We start from the raw sequence: 18,498 nt of genomic DNA, 5'->3' as shown, positions 1-18,498 counted from the left end.
TATAATTCTATTTTTTACAGCTGTAAATATAATAATTAATTAGGACTACAATAAATGTAGTTCCTAAATCAACAAAATCCATGGTAAATTAAGGAAAAATAGCAAATAATTTTTCGGATTACACCTATGAAATAAGGTTTTTCAAAACTTTCTCGTGTGATTTCACAATATGATCTAAATCTTCTGCCGATAATGAAGTGGACAAGAACCATGATTCAAATTGTGCAGGAGGTAAATACACCCCTTCATTCAACATGCCCTGAAAATATTTTCCGAACATTTCCGTATCACAACTTTTGGCTCCATCAAAATCCTCAACCGCTTGATCCGTAAAAAATATACTGATCATAGAACCTAACTGGTTGATGGTATAATTTTTACCTAAAGCAGTATTTACTTTGGCTATTTCCTTTGCTAAATATTGTCCTGAAGCACCAATTTGTTCATACACTTCATCATGATCATTCAGATAATGAAGCATCATTAATCCTGCTGACATAGCAATGGGATTACCTGAAAGCGTTCCTGCCTGATAAACCGGTCCTTGGGGAGAGACAAAATCCATGATTTCTTTTTTTCCTCCATAAGCTCCTACCGGCATTCCTCCACCGATGATTTTCCCAAGAGTAGTAATATCTGGTTTTACTCCAAAAATTCCTTGAGCCCCTGCCTTTGACAATCTAAAACCGGTCATCACCTCATCAAAAATTAAAACAATGCCTTCTTGATCACAGATTTCTCTTAAGCCTTGTAGATAACCTTCTTTGGGAATTACACAGCCCATATTTCCAGCTACAGGTTCCACTATCAAGGCGGCAATTTGTCCTTTATTTTGATCGACTATATTTCTTACCGCCTCCAAATTATTAAAAGGTGCCGTTAATGTATCTTTTGCCGTTCCCTTGGTAACTCCGGGAGAATTGGGGGTTCCCATCGTGGCTGCACCGCTTCCCGCGGCAATCAGAAAACTGTCACCATGGCCATGATAGCAGCCCTCAAATTTCAATACCTTATCCCTGCCGGTATATCCTCTGGCTAATCTTACAGCAGACATGGTAGCCTCAGTACCGGAATTTACCATTCTCACTTTTTCAATAGATGGTACCATATGGGTAATTAATTCTGCAATCTCAATTTCCTTGGACGTTGGTGCTCCAAATGAAAGCGAACTTTTTAAAGCATTGGCTACTGCGGCTTCGATTGCTTCATTTCCGTGACCTAAAATCATGGGGCCCCATGAATTGATAAGGTCGATGTATCGATTATCATCCTCATCATACATATAGGCACCTTTAGCACTTTTTACAAAAATAGGATCTCCTCCTACTGCCTTAAAGGCACGGACCGGGGAATTCACCCCGCCCGGAATAAAATTTTGCGCTTTTTTAAATAATTCTTTGCTATTGGACTTGTCCAGCATAAATAATTTGATTTTCGATTTTATTAAATTAGTCTGTAAAAACTGATGGCTTTTCTTCTACTTGTTCGAAGTTTAGCATCTTCAACTCCAAATCCTGCATTTTCATAATAGGGACTACCTGATTGTCATTGGCATTCGTATAATCAAAGCCAAAATAGAGGTGACCCTCTTGGAAACCTTCATTATATAAGCCATATTGGAAATAATTGCCAAATTCTATTAACTGCTTACCAAAAAACCACATCGTTTCATATCCATCATAACTGTATTGTGAAGGCAATTTGTTATAACTTTTTCTGTAATTTTCTTTAAACTCCGCAACTGCGGATGAACTGAAATCAAAGTAATTTTGACCTATCATCACCACTCCCATTCTTTGTAGCTGGTCAAAGGATATTTGGTTGAAATCCAGCCATTCATCATATCCAATAATAGGGATACTATCTCTTCTTGTATCTAAGGCGCTCAGCACATTGGAAACTAATAAATTATCTGAAGAGGCCACCATAATATGTCCAATGGTATCCCTTGACATTACCAATGAGTCATCTTCAGTTACTTTTACTTTAACTGTATTACTAATATATACCTTTCCGTAGGTATCAACCGTATCCTTATCGTAAACTTCGGTCAGAGACCTTAAAATTTCGGTGCTCGCTACCGCTGACCTGGAGGCCGCCATCCACGTAATATTAAAAGAATCTGCTTCCAATGTTCTTCTGTAAGTATAGGCAAAAACTGAATCTTGCGCTTTACTTCCATAAAATATGGTAGCATTTTTATTTTCCATATTTTCAATTGCATATTTAGCGGCCACTTTTGCACGTGTTTCTGCAGTTGATTTCATTAAAAAAGAATATGGGTTTGTGGCAATGGTCTCCGAATTTGTTGACAATGGGTTGACCATATTTATTTTATGGCGATAAGAATATTCCCGAACCATGTTAGCAGGGATGGGATACAATGGCCCAATTATCAAATCCATTTCCAATAACTCTCCACTTTCAATAATTTCAGCGGTTTTGAGGCTATCTCTATCAGTATCATATGAGAATAGTTGTATCTTTTCACCATCAGCGTTTAATTCATCCACCGCAATTTTAATCCCCTGATATAAATCAAGCACAAATTGATTTCCCTTATTTCCTTTGGAAGTGGACAAATTTTCTGCCATAAATGGTAAGAGGACAGCCACTCTATATTGATCCTTCTTTTCCGTAACACTTTTATCCACAAAATCGAAACTAGCACGATTTAAATCAAAAGAATCAATCAAAAACTCCATTAATTCAACTTGGCGATCTACCATGGGTTGCTGATTGATTTTCATTGCTAAATACTTGGCCAATACTTCATCATAAGGATTTAATTCCATAGCTTTCTGCAATAATGGAATGCTATCGTAAGCAACCAATGTGGCCTTTTTGATTTCATTCGCAATATTTTTCAAATCATCTTTTTCAGTGCTATTCAAGATATTGAGCCCTTTCATCAAGTTTCCTTCCTGCAATAGCATTTTGCCATACCAAAGATTTACCTCATCAATTTTTTCCCATTCAGGATGGGTAGTCCTGATTTTAGCCAAAACCTCCATAGCCCTTTCCTTATTGCCAGTTTCATAAGCAGCAATACTGTAAAAGTATGAAGCATACAGATAGAATGGGTTGTTTTCGTTCAAATCAAGTAAATTCTTGAAATGATTTTGAGCCCGTTGGTAATCACCTGATTTAAAATAATTCTTTCCTGACAAGTATTCTGACTGATAGTTAACTTGTGCATTAACTTGAAATACACTTATTATTAATATCAATCCGAAAATGACTAATGATTTTGATCGCATGCTATTTTTATTAAAATATTAATTAATCCTGCTTTGTCATATTAACTTTTTTCGAAACCTGTTTGGGTTCTTTTCACTCATTTCTCCCCACTTCGGTATTTTCACCGAAGTCTTTGCATTGATCGGCTCAGTGAGTCGCTCAGAAATTTGCAGGTAAAAACACCTGCAATATGTTAAGGATTCTTTTCCTTTACTACTGAATCTGGTCATTGAGCCACCGACTAGGGTCTTTTACCATGGTTCGTGGCACACCAAACATTCAGTTTTTAACCTGACCAGCTTCCTTCTTACTCCCATTCAATAGTGGCCGGTGGCTTAGAGCTGATATCATATACAACCCTATTGACCCCTTTCACTTTATTGATTATTTCGTTTGATACATCACTCAAGAAATCATAAGGCAAATGTACCCAATCTGCCGTCATTCCATCCACACTGGCAACAGCTCTTAGCGCTACTACCCTTTCATAGGTTCTCTCGTCCCCCATTACGCCAACCGATTGTATTGGCAATAATATGGAACCTGCTTGCCAAACTTGATCATAAAGCCCTCTTTCCTTCATCATTCCTATGAAGATTGAATCTACTTCTTGAATGATATTCACCTTCTCAGGCGTTACATCCCCTAAAATCCTGATGGCCAAACCAGGGCCGGGAAATGGATGTCTTCCTAAAATTTTAAGGTCAATATCCAAAGCTTTCCCTACTGAACGTACACCATCTTTAAAAAGTGTTTTTAAAGGCTCTACTACTTTGAGATTCATTTTCTCCGGCAATCCCCCAACATTATGGTGAGATTTAATGGTGGCAGATGGACCTTTAACTGAAACCGATTCTATAATATCCGGATAAATCGTTCCTTGTGCTAACCATTTCACATCTTTTATAGCTTTGGCTTCCTGATCAAAAACCTCAATAAAAGTTTTTCCAATTGCCTTTCTTTTGCCTTCCGGATCTGAAATACCTGCTAAAGCTTTGTAGAATTGCTCTTTGGCATCAACTCCTTTTACGTTCAAGCCCATGTGCTTATAGGAATCCAATACCTCCTCAAATTCATTTTTCCTCAATAAACCATTATCTACAAAAATACAATAGAGGTTTTTACCAATGGCATGATGAATCAACATGGCGGCAACTGATGAATCAACACCTCCAGAAAGACCAAGCACCACTTTATCGTTGCCTAATTGTTCTTTTAATTCTGCAATGGTGATATCAGCAAAAATCTCAGAAGTCCAATCTTGGGCACAACCGCAGATTTTTACCAAGAAATTTTCCAATAATTGTTTACCCTCTATGGTATGCGTTACCTCCGGATGAAATTGAATTCCGTAGGTAGGCTCATTTTCCAATTCAAAAGCGGCCACTTCCACTGAAGGCGTACTGGCAATAATTTTAAAACCTTCCGGCAAAGTTTTGATGGTGTCTCCGTGGGACATCCAAACTTGTGAACCTTTGGTCATATTTTTGAGCAAATCATTATCTTCATCAAAGCTGGTGAGTTTGGCTCTGCCGTACTCCCTGATTTCGGACGGAAGTACTTCCCCACCGTTATTCTGTGCTAAATATTGTGCGCCATAACAAACTCCCAATAAGGGAATTTTACCTCTATATTTGGTTAAATCAATTTTAGGGGAATCCTCATCCCTAACGGAACAAGGGCTTCCGGAAAGGATCACACCTTTCACATCAGGGGTTAATTCAGGTGCATCATAAAAGGGGTGAATTTCACAATAAACATTGAGTTCGCGAACTCTTCTGGCAATGAGTTGGGTATATTGAGACCCAAAATCAAGAATAATAATTTGCTCTGTCATGGTGCAAAAATAATAGGATGAATCAGTTAAGCATAGAAAAAAGTAAGATTGCTTTTAAATTATTCATTTTCAATGTTTTACAAAGGTGATTTATGATGGAAATTAGATAATTTGATTGGTTTTACATCCATTATTAAAAAAATCTGTTTCAGACTAGCCAAAATCGATATATCAAAATTAGTATTTATATCCTTTTGTCTAGAGATATTTCGCCCTTTCAGGGCTTGGTTGAATTATGATTTTGTTAGCGTAGGGCTTCACCCTACGTTGAGGTATGTCAGCCCTTCGAGCCTCAAATTAAATTCATGTATCAGCCATTAAATGTAGAGTTAAATTATGCGTTTTGGTCTTAGAATTCAATGTTGAATTCTCCAAAGTCAGCCCTGAAAGGACATAATATTCTAACACTACATGAAGTCCTGTGAAAAAAGAAAATATATTACTAAGCCCTGAAATGAATAAAATTTAGCCAAGTAGCATGATGATCATACCACTATTTTACGCCCCTACAGTGCTTGATTGACTTAATACTTTACTAACTAACATAGGGCTTCACCCTATGTTGAGGTATGTCGGCCCTTCGGGCCTTAAAAACCATGCATATTTTAGCTATCAAGTACAGGTCATAAATGTGAGTTTTTTTGGGGTTTCAATGTTGAATTCTTCAATTTCAGCCCTGAAAGGGCATAATTTTCTAACACAGGGTGAAGCCCTGTGTCCATAGTGAATACCAGCTACCCAAGCCCTGAAGGGGCGTAATATTTAGTCCCACACATAGCGCTCATCATATTCAACATCATACTTTTTTAGAAATCCCCTATATTCTTCTTTGAATGTCATATTATAGTGATGTTCATGCTGTTTTACAATATACTCAATTACAGCTTCCACCTGAGAAGGATTTACGGAAAAAGCACCGTATCCATCCTGCCAATAGAAATTGCTATATTCTTTGCCTTTTGTTTTTATCCATTTAGAGGAATGAGACTTAAGTTCTTCCATAAGTTTTGTTAATGGAATTTTTTTAGATAGTTTACATATAACATGAATATGGTCTATATATCCACCAACTTTAATAGCCTGACAATCCAATCGATTACAAACCCCTCCCAAATAGGCATGTAATTCTGCTTCTATAGGTTTTTTGATTAAAGGTTCTCTATTTTTTGTACTGAATATTATGTGTAGGTAATTTTGTACAAGTGACTGTCCCATGATTAATTTATTTCGCCATTTCAGGGCTTGGTTGAAAAGCAACTTTAGCTTTAAAGTTATAGTTTTTGAAAATATTTGCCAACTTTTAACTTTTCATCAATTGTATTTCGCCCTTTCAGGGCTTAGTTGAATTATGAATTTATTAGCGTAGGGCTTCACCCTACGTTGAGATATGTCAGCCCTTCGAGCCTCAAATTAAATTCATGTATCAGCCATTAAATGTAGAGTTAAATTATGCGTTTTGGTCTTAGAATTCAATGTTGAATTCTCCAATGTCAGCCCTGAAAGGACATAATATTCTAACACTACATGAAGTCCTGTGAAAAAAGAAAATATATTACTAAGCCCTGAAATGAATAAAATTTAGCCAAGTAGCATGAGGATCACTCCACTTTATTACGCCCCTACAGGGCTTGATTGATTTAATACTTTACTAGCTAACATAGGGCTTCATCCTATGTTGAGGTATGTTAGCCCTTCGGGCCTTAAAAACCATGCATATTTTAGCTATCAAGTGCAGGTCAAAAATGTGTGTTTTTATATAAGGTTTAAATGTTGAATTCTTCAATTTCAGCCCTGAAAGGGCATAATAGTCTAACACAGGGTGAAGCCCTGTGAAAACAAGAATGGATCTCCAGAGCCCTGAAGGGGCGTAATATCTTATCATGTTTAGGTGTTTTCACCTAAACAACTGCTATGTGGGCTTATTTCATCTGATAGATTTATTCAAGTGAAAACACCTGACAAGGGGGTTCTCAAACTTATAGATTTAGTTTTATTATCCTCAACTAAAAACTCTAAATCCCCAAATGAGCATATCATCCACTTGCTCACTATTTTCCATCCATTCCTCTATGGTTTCTCTTAATATAATGCCTTGCGTTTCCATTTTTTTCATGTGAATGGAAGAAAGCAATTCTCTCAAATTCCTGATCATGAATTTCTTGTCTCTTTCGCCTCCAAACTGATCCACATATCCATCAGAAAACAAATAAAAGCAAGTATCGCCCACTAAATTGATTTCATGCTTATCGAAATCTTTAATATTTCGCTTTTCATCCAAGCCCACAGTGGTTTTATTACCTCTTATTTGATGAAGCTGTTTATTTTGTATATAAACTAAAGAGTGATTGGCTCCCGAGAAATAAACTTTATTTTTCTTTTTATCCCATACACATATTGAAATATCCATTCCATCCCTATTATCACTTTGTTCTTGTCTCAAAATGTGAATAACACTTAATTTCAATTGTTTCAGGATTTCATCAGGTTGCGTGATACCTTTAAAATTTACTATGTGGTTGAGCATATCATGGCCAATAAAACTCATAAAAGCACCCGGTATTCCATGTCCGGTGCAATCTGCCACAGCCACTATCACTTTATCTCCCGTTTCACTAAACCAATAAAAATCACCGCTTACGATATCTTTAGGATTATAATAAATGAAATAATCTTCTAAATGCTTACTTATCCGATGAGAAAAAGGCAGCAATGCAGTTTGAATGCGCTTAGCATAATTAATGCTGTCCGTAATATTTTTATTCTTTTCTTCTATCAACTCATTTTTCCGCACTACATCCGAATTAATGGTCTTTAATCTTTCCGCTTGCGTTTCTATCTCCTCTCTTTGTTGACGAATTTCCTCATTTTGAATTTGTAATTGATTATTGGCTTTTTGCTTTTGGTTTTTGGCACGAAAAGTCACAATAGCAAATACGACCAATATCACCAAAATACTGATAATGGCTATATTTAAAATGCGTTGTTGGGTAATTTGCTTTTGTTTGAGCTCTTGATCTATTCTCAATATTTCATTCTCTTGCTCTTTTTGTTCAGATTCGTAGATGATCCTCAAGTTCGCAATCTGCTTTTGCTTTTCTTCATCCATCAATTGATTTTCATGAATGTAAGCGGAGTCTTTAAATTGGTAAGCCAATTGATAAGCACCTTTCTGATAGAATATTTTCGATAGATTTTCATAGGACTTAATCTTCCATTTTAAGGAATTGATTTGTTTGGCAATTTCCAGGGCGGTTTGTGCATTCTCCTCTGCTGAGCTCAACCTATTGGTACTTAAATAAATTTCCACTAAAAAATTCAAGTATTCAACCGCTCCCAAATAGTCCTGATCTTCAATTAAATAATCCAAAGCTTGTTGAGTCAAATCAATGGCCTCCTCTTGCTTTCCTTGCTGAAAATTCACTTTTCCTTGAACCCCTAAAGCATAAGCCATTCCGTTAATGTCATCCAATTGATTGAAAATTTCATAGGCTTCTTTTTCTAATTTAAGCGCTTTTTCATTTTCACCCGTTGCCTGATAGACTTCTCCTATATTTAGTTTATAAACCCCTGTGCTCATGGCATATTCTGAGGAATCAATTAAAGCTAGGGCTTTGGAATAGTATTTTTTGGCATTGCTGTAATCCTCCTGATTAAAGTATAAAATCCCTAAGCTATTGGAAGAGTTGGCCACACCTTTTGAATTGCCCAAAAGTTCATAATTCCTGAGCGACTCCAATAGATTGGAAATAGCTTTTTCATAGTCGCCTAAAACAGTATAAATAGCTCCTAAAACATGGAGAGAGGCGGCTTTTCCAGTATAATTTTGGTTTCGCTCTGCTATTTTTAAGGCATCATTGGCATATTTCAGAGCAACTTCAGGCTGAACTGATCGGTAACCAATGGCCAAATCTAGGTAAATACTGGTCTTAATACTGTCATTTGAGTGCTCAGCGACATTCAATAAGCTATCCACTTCCGAATTTTGTGCAGATAGCGGTGCACACACAAGCATCAAAAATGTAAGTATTAAAATATTTTTCATTTTGCCTTCAATATCAATGAGCTGTATGTATTTTACATCCTTCCATAATTTCTCATTATATTTCGATTTGATTACAAACAACCGAAACCGAACGGAAAATAATCTATAATTAACTGAATACAAAAATATAATTTTATCTATTTCAATATTCATGGAACAATCCTTAAAAAACTTAATATTATCATTTTTTGCCGTGATTACGCTTAGCATAATTACAGCTGAATTTGCATTTTCTCAGGATAATATTGACAAGAAAACAGTTGAACTAGATACCGCACTTTACGAAACGGATAAAAATTCCCTGTTTCCATTGCCTGTGGTTTATTACACCCCTGAAGCAGGACTTTTTTATGGTGCCAGTATTTTATATAATTTCTTTACCAACAGAAAAAAACCAATTAATGCCAGTCAAATACAATTGGCTGCGGGCTACACCACCAAACAGCAAACCTTGATATTCTTACCTTTTCAGATTTTCTGGGACCAAAATAAATGGAGAAGTATAGGGGAATTAGGCTATTATAATTATGCCTACCCATTTTATGGAATCGGAAATAATGGTCAACAGGATGTTTATTCAACTTACAGAGCCAGTTTTCCAAGAGTACGTGCTTTTCTTTTAAAAGAAACTGCTCCCAATTTATTTGTAGGCGGACGCTACTGGTTTGAGAATTATGATATCATTGAGTGGGATAATACAGGAGATTTTCAGCAAGAAGATTTTTCAGGAGGAACCTATAACCGAACCAGTGGTTTGGGCCCTGCCATGATATACGACACCAGAGATGGTGTTTACTATCCAAGAAATGGCCATTATTTGGAAAGTTTTATTGAATTCAATCACCAATACACTGGCAGTACACACAATTATACCGCTATTTCCTTTGACTATGCCTATTATTATTCCCCTGCCGATAAAACCGTTTTGGCTGCCAATGCCTTTTCATGGTCGAATCTTGGAGATGTTCCTTTCAACAGATTGGCACAATTGGGAGGCAATAAAAAAATGAGGGGCTATTTTCAAGGTTATTTCCAAGATAATAATTTATTGCTGGGTCAATTGGAAGTAAGGCAAGAGCTTTTCTGGAGAATTGGCTTAACGGCTTTTGGCTCAGCAGGGCAAACCGCCAACACTTGGGGAGATTATGGCATGAACCGATGGAATTATGCGGCAGGAGGAGGCTTGCGCTTCACCTTTGACACCAAAAAACACATCAACGTAAGATTGGATTATGCTGTGGGGAAGGATAGCAATGGTTTCTATATTGCTTTTAATGAGGCTTTTTAGAGGATTGTTTTTAGAACGCCAGCATAAAACCTGTTTGCAAGCTGTAAGCTTTGAACTACTAAACTAAGCAGTTTATGCGCTCCCGTAAAAACCAGTCAGTTATATTACATCTACTGTCCTGAAATGATGATGGCTGACCAAATTGAAAGCATAAATTGCGGGACAAATGCAGAAAAACTAACTATGGAATAAGTAAGCAAATGGGTTTTATGTTTTGTTAGTTGCTTTATTTTTTTTGATCTGGATTATTAGGGTTATTTTGAATAATATTCATTTGCTTGCCCCAAGTTACACCTTTTGTGTTCTCGTAAAGCTTCACAAACGGTGTCAGTCCAAAAAATCCATTGAGCATTATATATGCTTCCCATATTAACTCTTGCAGCCCATCTTTTGCAATTTCAATATTTAAGTCAAAGTCCTTTATTTTCTTGAATAAAAGAGGTCTTGAATGCAGTAAATGAGTATCATAATCAGAAAAGAAATTTACCGTTTCTTCAACATCTTCCTCTGTTTTTTCTCCATTAAACATGTATTCAACTAACCATGTTGTTACTAACTCTTTTGATAACTTTTCTGAATCATCACAAATTTCAAGTAAATCAAGAGTATATTTTTCAATTAAAGGAATATATGCAGGTAATGCCTCTGGTCCTTCGTCTTTTATTATGTCTCTTACTCTTTCAAATCCTCTTTTTATTGATCTAGCTGGGGTCCCGTTTAATTGAGGGTCAATAGGACCCATAGTTGCACTAGGATGCAAGGTGATTGAGTTACCAGATAATGATAACATTGTAGCGGCAGAATAAGCAGAATGAGGTATAATAAAGTGAACTTTTTTAAAGTTATTCCTTAGTATATTCACTATTCTCTCAGTTGCATCAGGTTGTCCTCCTGGACTGTGAAGTAATACATCAACTTCATCTTCGGCACTGTAGGAACTAACTAAATCAGTAAATCCGTCAATATCAGATAAGTCTATTGAATTAGGAGTCCCCGGAGGTGTGCCAACAAATTTTGTTGCATAAACTAAAAGCGGTCGACCTCTTAATCCTTCAATTTCTTTATAACACTGAATTCTTAGATTCAATAGTAAATCTCCATTCAGGTTATGCTGATATTGACCGATAAAGTTATTCCAATCTTGGGTAGTTTTAAATTTCTGACGTTGATGAGGTTGATTTGGCGTTGATGCTTCCATTAGAACTTGATTGCGATGAATAGTTGATATTTTTCTTTTTACCCATCGCGATATATGTTCTCTCTATCAACCCATTCACTTGCTTATAAGAATTCAAAGCATTCAGTGATTTTTCCTCAATACTATTAGTATTTGTAGAGCTTGAAGGAAGTAATTCTGATATAATATTTCGATTTTCCATAATAAGGATTGCAAAGATACAAATTATAACGATGAATATTAAATATAGTTAAATATATAAATAGTTTACTTATTTTAAAATAATTTGAACGAATCATATAGCAACGTTAGGCTATCAATCGTTTTGATTGGGAATCTTAGCAATTTGATGACCTTTCATAATGATTTAATAGCTTATGTTGTATTTAGTATGTTTTAAATTAGTCCTAAAGTTATGCATTATAGGCTAATTGAAAAATACGATGTTCCTTTCTTAAAACCTTCTACATCATTTACAACTACTCAAACATTCCTCAAAACAGAAAACCGACAATAGGTGGGTTTGCAGGTTTTGATTGTATATCTGAACTGCTAATATAGGTGAAATTTTAGGGTATTCGGCATAGAAATTATATTATTCATCGAAAATCTTGTTAATAATTAATGAAAAGGGGTGTGATATCCACCATTTAGGACTTGCTAGTTAACCATAAACCAAATAATATTCCGTGCTGAGTAAAATTAGTCCTTCCTTAAAATTAGGACAGTCTTTAAAAGCATGCGTTTTGCTTTGCAATGCGCGCTAGTAGGAAACGCTATTTTTCATTTAATGCTTCTTTTACCATTGACTTAATTTCAGAATTACCGCTTTGCTTTGCTAATTTTAAGGTTGATTTGCCATTGGGATCATCATAATTTAAAGGAGCTCCGTTCTCTATTGCCAGCTTAACCATTTGAGGATCACCCGATTTAATTGCCTCGTGAATTACGGTTTCACCATCCCGACCTACTACATTTACATTAGCACCATTTTTGAAGTAAAATTCAGCAATTTCATATTTCTTTGCATGCAATGCTGCTAAAAGCGGAGTTCCGCCATCATCTGGTGTTGCCTCCAGGTCAGCTCCGCGATCCAACAAAAGTTTAACCAACTTTAAGCATCCACCTTGTGAGGCGAACCTAATAGGCGTTTGATTTCTTGAGGCTTTTGATTTCCAATTAACATCTACCCCGTTATCTAATAGTATTTCAACACTTTCATAAGAATTCGATATAGCTCCGACCATTATAGGGTTTAATCCATTCTTTGCTTCAAAATTTAAATTTGCGTCATATTGAATAAGGAGATTTAATGCAGTAGTATCGTTTTTAAAAACCGCAAGCCATACTGGAGTAAGACCTTTTGAATTATACTGCTCTATAGGAGTCCCCTTTTGTAAAATTTCTTCCAGGCTTGTATAATTCTTATTTTCTAATGCTTTAAATATATCTTGAGCAATGAGAGAATTTGATAGAATTGCTAAGATTAAAATGATGGTTATTTTTTTCATAAGAATATTTTTTTATGATTTATGATTTTATAAGCATCCCTAATTTGATTAAAATTAAAAAATTTAATTTAAACTAAAGGTAAATTAATTGATTTCTTTTACAAAGGTAGTTGGTGTTTACAACTTAAAACACGCATTTTGATTTGCAACGCTAGATGGTTAACCTCACCTATTTCCATTTCAATTCCCCTGGGTGATACTTGACTTACAGGTTTTCTTGAATCTCTTCCATGGTAAAAAATACGGGTTTCAATTTTCCTTGCGCATATAGCGCTGATTGGTCATTGTAATGAGCTGATTCAGGATGGTCACTCGCTCCGTAAGGCGTGATGGATTTAGCCTTGACTTCCTCTCCAAATTCAACCACTGAAACATAAGAATCCCCTGTTTGTGCCCGGATATTCAAGCCTTTAAGACCGATATCCGGTAAGTGACCTTCAAATAGTCCAGAAGAGGCGAACATAATTCCTGTTATTGAAATGCCTCCATCTATAGGATAGCTGGTTTTCTCAGCATCCACTTCATATTGCTTTGATTTTAGGCTTCGCTGATGTCTATAAATATCTCCCCAAGCGACCTTCCAAGTCCCCTTTTCTGCAGTTAGCTTTTCAATGGTTTGTTCCAGTGCCACTACATAAGGGTTTTCAGTCTTAATTCTTTGTAAATAGAAACTCTTAAATTTCCAGATATAATAAATGGATGTGGCTACGGAAGTGCTACTGCTGAAGCGATCCCAATTAATAAGCATATTAAGCGGTTCACGGACTTTCTCGATGCGCTCGGGATCTAATTTCTCTATCTTCTTCACTTCTCTTTTTATTGCTTCAATGTCTTCTATCGCAATTTCTACATATCGGTCAAAAATAGCGTCTTGCAGGGAGTTTATGGTGGCATTATCTAATGTATCCAAAATGTTTTTAGCCCTTCTGCCTCTATTGCTATTTCGCTGATAGTAGGTCATGTAATCAGGGAAATCCGCTGGTTCTGGATTTTCTTGAGTGGTAGTTTCAAAGGGCCTATTATTACAATTTTGCACATACTGATCTACAGGATTAAGTACTTGCGGTAATTCCTCTAGCTTATGAAAACCTTGCCATTGGGCTTCTTTGAGACTCCCATCCACAGCTAGGTGCCAATTGAATGAAGTATCTCGTTTTGGAATGATGCCATTGTAGAGGTACATAATATTGCCTTGATCATCGGCATAAGTAATATTGTGGACGTAAAGCGCATTCAATCTTAGTGCATCCTTGAAAGACTCCAAGTTCTCGGATAAAGCCATCCTGTAGAGTTGTTCCAACATTCCTCCTTTTTGTAAAGAGGCTAATTTTATGCTGATGGGTTTACCATTTTCCGACTCCGATAGAATTGGGCCATGAATGGTTTTTCGGAAACTTACTTTTTGATCAAAAATACCCGAATCAGTCTTTATTTTAATAGTATCCTGATAGGTTTCTACCTTTAAATATTGCTCACCAAATTTATACATTGAAGAATCTTTAGGATGGTTAAATTGAATTTCATAAGCATCCGCCCCATCCGGATTATTAGTAGTCCAAGTCCAACCTAAATTTTCATTATGCCCTAAAACAGGGAAAATGCCAGACCCTTTCCTTACTACTCCATAAAAATTCAATCCTTCCCCACTTGTTAGCTGAAATTCATAAGGATCTTCATAAGCCATATGCGGATTGGCTACCAAAATGGCTTTATTAAATTTGGATTTACCGGGGCCTACCGCCATAGCATTTGACCCGATGCCCTTGATGTCATCCTCCAAATATTCTACTATCATATCATCATTCAAGCGTACCTGTCCAAGTCCTCCAAAGGCATTACCCTTATGCTCAGCCAGAAAAAACCAAGGCTCAAAACTGGTGATTAATTGAGGCTTTACTTCAGGATTTTGATTGAGGTAATAATTTAATCCGGTCGCATAGCCATCAAAAAGTTTTTTGAACTTTGGTTCAAGTGATTGGTATTCCTCCTTTGAAAGCCTTTCAATTTCAAATGCTTTTACACGTATATCATTGGGTTTTCCACTTTCCCCTTCCACTTCTGCCAGCCTACCAATAGATTGGATAATCTTTTGTTCAATTCTATTGAAATGATCCTCCGCTTGTGCATAGGCAAGACCGAACATCATACTTTCATCAGTCTTTCCATTTATATGTGGGATTCCATAGAAGTCTCGATAGATTGTTACTTCTTTGGCTAGTTCTTCTGCTGTGGAAGATGTGGAATTTTTATCACTACAGGCAAAGCTTACAAAAAATAGGAAAGCAATTGGCGTTACGTTATAAAAATTAAAATAGAATGGAAACCTGTCAGGTTTGCATTTGATATTAATGATGAGGCACGCTTCTATTTTAGTTCTATAATTTCTATAAACCTGACAGGTTTGGGCTAATTTCTTAAAAGGACAAAGCAAGATTAGTAAATATTTAATTTTCATAGTTGATAATTTTTTCTGGGGCTAAACTATCGAAAAAGCTTACTTCATCATAGACTGATTAAGCCGATATTCCCCTGTTAAGTAAATTATTAGAAAATGAAAATTATATAAATTAATTTAAACTAAAGGTAAAAAAGGGTTTTCTTTTAGGGAGGCAATGTATCAAGAAGGATAATTACGTGTTTCGCTTCTCAACGCTTGCTAGACTAGCCCATTAAGAATGGGTTAGGCATTGCAAACTGCACTATACGGGAAGTAAATTTTTTAGTCTAAAAATGTTCAATTTTCATTATACTATTAGGGTGTGAATATTTAACCATTCCACTTTCAAATATTTTATTAGCTAATTCTAAAGCTTCAAATCCTGTTTTTACATCTTTTACTTTAAAATGCTGTGTAGAATATTTTGCTTCAATTAGCTCCAAGTTTAAATTTTCCGCATATTCTATAAAGTCTGATTCTGTGATCAGATTCTCATTATTCTTGGTCAGGACTTCACTTATTAAAATATAGTAAGAGTCTGGATCATTTTCAGAGAGATAAAATACTGGAGTAGCTGAAAAGATCTCGTCATCCTCGTTTAATATCTTTAGGTAATCATTGACAACGGTGCACTCTGCCACGGATTCATTAATTCTCACACAAATTTTATTATAATTATTTGCTTCAATATTCACATCTATGAAAGAATATTTGCTCAAAATTAGCTCTGCTAAATCATCGGTTACACTATCCTGTTCAAATTCAATAAATATCTCAGATGAAGATTGTTTGAGATATATCTTTGAGTCTGCTGTCGCAGAATATATAAAATTATTGTCACAAAGCTGTGAATCCATCAACTCCTCATTTTTCTCACAACTAAAAAATAAAACAAGCCCAATTATTGTAAGTAATGATAATTTATGTAGTGGTTCCATGAGTTCATTTTATCAATAAGACACCAAGTAAAGCCGGATGGTGGTAAAGTATATAAAATTTAATTTAAACTAAAGGTAAACGGTCTCATTATTTTTGTAATATCACTTCAAATAGAAATATCCCAAAACCAAAAAACCCCCAACCAAAAACTGATTGAGGGAGTTTCAAACCATAAACTATTAAACTATACTACTAATCTTACATTACTACTAATCTTATTACTGCAATTCTGTAAAATTACCCAAATCCAAAGTCCAGTCGTAATCCTTATAATTCACATCGGGATCAACATCCTCTGGAATGCAGTCGTATTTTTTTAAAAATCCTATTACACCTCCTCCATCAGAGAAATCACCTTTAAACCAACTGAAAAGTGTGGTGACATATACCTCATCTTCACTTTTATCATAATCAGTAGTTCTTTTTAAAAACTGTCGGGTAATTTGATCTAGCTCTTTGTCTAATTCATAGGCACTATAAACTGCCACATAAGGACAGGAAGTAGCTCCGCAATTTAAGGCAAAATGGATTCTTCCATCTGTTTCGCTTACCCTAAATTGCTTTTCCAATTTACTGGCAAAGGGATCTTTCATAAAGCCCATTGATAATTTCACTTTGGAACCACGGATAATCCCATGCTCTATAAAATCCAAGCTTAATAATTCGCCCCCCACATTGATTTGATCTGCCTTAAAGAAAGCGCCTCTATCATGAAAAAGCTCAGGATTTTCCGTTAAAAGAATTTGAACAAAGGCATTATAGGTATTAATCCAGAATGCCTTGGTTTTATTATCAGTATCCAGAGATTTGGCTAATTTATCTAACGGCAAAGCCTTATATTCATTCACATATTGCTGATAATCAGCATTATTTTTTACCGATGTTATTAAATTCATACTTAATCGGACAAATTCATTGGGCTCATTTTTGATTTTATTTTGTCCAAAGCTATGGAAGCCGACAAAAATGAAATAAAAACTAAATAGTGTAAGGCTAAATCTTTTCATTATAGTTATTTCGTAAGTTAATTGATTCTAATTACGCATTAATTCAAATTACAGATGCCCCAAACCCAGAATAATAAAATATCTGTCATTATTCCGACACTTAATGAAGCGGAAAATATTGGTGATTTAATCCAATTTCTTCAGCAGAATAGTCATAATAATGTAGCAGAAATCATTGTGAGTGATGCCAATAGTCAAGATGACACCGTTAAAATTGCTAAAAGATTGGGGGTTCAGGTAATTTATACAAAACAAGCATCTAGGGCTCATCAAATGAATGAGGGAGCAAAAATTGCAACAGGTGAAATTTTATATTTTGTCCATGCAGATGCCAAACCTCCCATGACATTTGTAAAAGATATTTTAAATTTTATTGAAAAAGGATATGACTTTGGCTGTTATAGATTCAAATTCGATTCAAAACACCCGTTTTTGGCAGTCAATTCTTTTTTCACCCGCTTTAAGGTGCTATGGTGTAGAGGTGGTGATCAGACTTTATTTATTAAAAAAGATGTATTTGAAGATAACAATGGCTTCAATGAGGAATATGTAGTAATGGAGGATTTTGAGCTGATCAAAAGGCTATGGAAAAAATATAAGTTTGGAATTATCCCGAAATCTGTTTTGGTCTCAGCTCGGAAATATGAGGACAACAGTTATTGGCAGGTAAACATTGCCAATTTGAAGATCTACAAAATGTTCATGAAGGGTTATCATCCTCAAATTTTGAAAGAAAAGTATCATCAGTTGATAAAACATCCGAAAGAAATTAAATAGTCAACCCCTGTTTAAATAGTTTATTTAAGATATTAACATTAAGTTCGTTTCCCCTTTCAACACTATTAAATTAAGGTGATTGCCTTAACGACTTTTTCGCTAAAGCGAAAAACCTATTGTTCTCTTTTGTTACTCGTATGTTTGATTCAGTTTACCAGCAACGAAATAATAGATAAATTTGGCAAAAAACAAGGAAAGGGTAGGAATAGCATTTTGTGTGAGATAACAGTTTTGTATATCGGA

12 protein-coding genes are annotated in these 18,498 nt (G+C 35.5%); 2 read left to right on the top strand and 10 right to left on the bottom strand.

Annotated features, from left to right (window positions below):
* Nucleotides 1–124: 124 nt before the first annotated feature.
* The 5 genes from hemL to ACFE0M_RS00410 all read right to left on the bottom strand — a co-directional run bounded on the left by hemL (nt 125) and on the right by ACFE0M_RS00410 (nt 9,272).
* Entirely contained in the window at nt 125–1,420 is a 1,296-nt protein-coding gene (gene hemL, locus ACFE0M_RS00430) for a glutamate-1-semialdehyde 2,1-aminomutase (protein WP_434543762.1), read from the bottom strand.
* A gap of 28 nt (nt 1,421–1,448) precedes the next feature.
* On the bottom strand, nt 1,449–3,260 hold the full coding sequence (locus tag ACFE0M_RS00425) for an ABC transporter substrate-binding protein (RefSeq protein WP_434543761.1): 1,812 nt from the start codon (nt 3,258–3,260) through the stop codon (nt 1,449–1,451).
* 287 nt (nt 3,261–3,547) lie between these two features.
* On the bottom strand, nt 3,548–5,077 hold the full coding sequence (guaA, locus tag ACFE0M_RS00420; RefSeq protein ID WP_434543760.1) for a glutamine-hydrolyzing GMP synthase: 1,530 nt from the start codon (nt 5,075–5,077) through the stop codon (nt 3,548–3,550).
* A gap of 762 nt (nt 5,078–5,839) precedes the next feature.
* Nucleotides 5,840–6,292, bottom strand: a complete 453-nt coding sequence (tnpA, locus tag ACFE0M_RS00415) for an IS200/IS605 family transposase (protein ID WP_434543759.1) — start codon at nt 6,290–6,292, stop codon at nt 5,840–5,842.
* Nucleotides 6,293–7,076: 784 nt separating this feature from the next.
* On the bottom strand, nt 7,077–9,272 hold the full coding sequence (locus ACFE0M_RS00410) for a tetratricopeptide repeat protein (protein ID WP_434543758.1): 2,196 nt from the start codon (nt 9,270–9,272) through the stop codon (nt 7,077–7,079).
* Here ACFE0M_RS00410 and ACFE0M_RS00405 point away from each other — a divergent pair.
* Complete coding sequence (locus tag ACFE0M_RS00405; protein ID WP_434543757.1) at nt 9,271–10,407, top strand: BamA/TamA family outer membrane protein; 1,137 nt, start codon at nt 9,271–9,273, stop codon at nt 10,405–10,407. The two genes, ACFE0M_RS00410 and ACFE0M_RS00405, sit on opposite strands and share 2 nt — an antisense overlap.
* Nucleotides 10,408–10,633: 226 nt before the next feature.
* On the opposite strand, the gene ACFE0M_RS00400 is transcribed toward ACFE0M_RS00405, so the two are convergent.
* The 5 genes from ACFE0M_RS00400 to ACFE0M_RS00380 form a co-directional block, all read right to left on the bottom strand.
* Nucleotides 10,634–11,605, bottom strand: a complete 972-nt coding sequence (locus ACFE0M_RS00400) for an SDH family Clp fold serine proteinase (RefSeq protein ID WP_434543756.1) — start codon at nt 11,603–11,605, stop codon at nt 10,634–10,636.
* Between the two features lie 755 nt (nt 11,606–12,360).
* The gene (locus tag ACFE0M_RS00395) at nt 12,361–13,095 is read right to left on the bottom strand and encodes an ankyrin repeat domain-containing protein (protein WP_434543755.1); all 735 of its coding nucleotides are present in this window, start codon (nt 13,093–13,095) and stop codon (nt 12,361–12,363) included.
* A 205-nt stretch (nt 13,096–13,300) separates the two neighbouring features.
* Nucleotides 13,301–15,550, bottom strand: a complete 2,250-nt coding sequence (locus tag ACFE0M_RS00390) for a penicillin acylase family protein (protein WP_434543754.1) — start codon at nt 15,548–15,550, stop codon at nt 13,301–13,303.
* Nucleotides 15,551–15,819: 269 nt separating this feature from the next.
* Nucleotides 15,820–16,470 carry a hypothetical protein gene (locus ACFE0M_RS00385; RefSeq protein ID WP_434543753.1) on the bottom strand — a complete coding sequence of 217 codons (651 nt, stop codon included), beginning with the start codon at nt 16,468–16,470 and terminating at the stop codon, nt 15,820–15,822.
* 219 nt (nt 16,471–16,689) lie between these two features.
* Nucleotides 16,690–17,478, bottom strand: coding sequence for a DUF547 domain-containing protein (locus ACFE0M_RS00380; protein ID WP_434543752.1), 789 nt, complete (start codon nt 17,476–17,478; stop codon nt 16,690–16,692).
* Nucleotides 17,479–17,532: 54 nt separating this feature from the next.
* Between ACFE0M_RS00380 and ACFE0M_RS00375 the strand changes: the two genes are divergently transcribed.
* Nucleotides 17,533–18,255, top strand: coding sequence for a TIGR04283 family arsenosugar biosynthesis glycosyltransferase (locus ACFE0M_RS00375; protein ID WP_434543751.1), 723 nt, complete (start codon nt 17,533–17,535; stop codon nt 18,253–18,255).
* Nucleotides 18,256–18,498 lie beyond the last annotated feature (243 nt).

The organism is Marivirga sp., from assembly GCF_051117495.1.
GTDB lineage: Bacteria > Bacteroidota > Bacteroidia > Cytophagales > Cyclobacteriaceae > Marivirga.
This window is presented reverse-complemented; position numbering and strand designations above follow the sequence as displayed.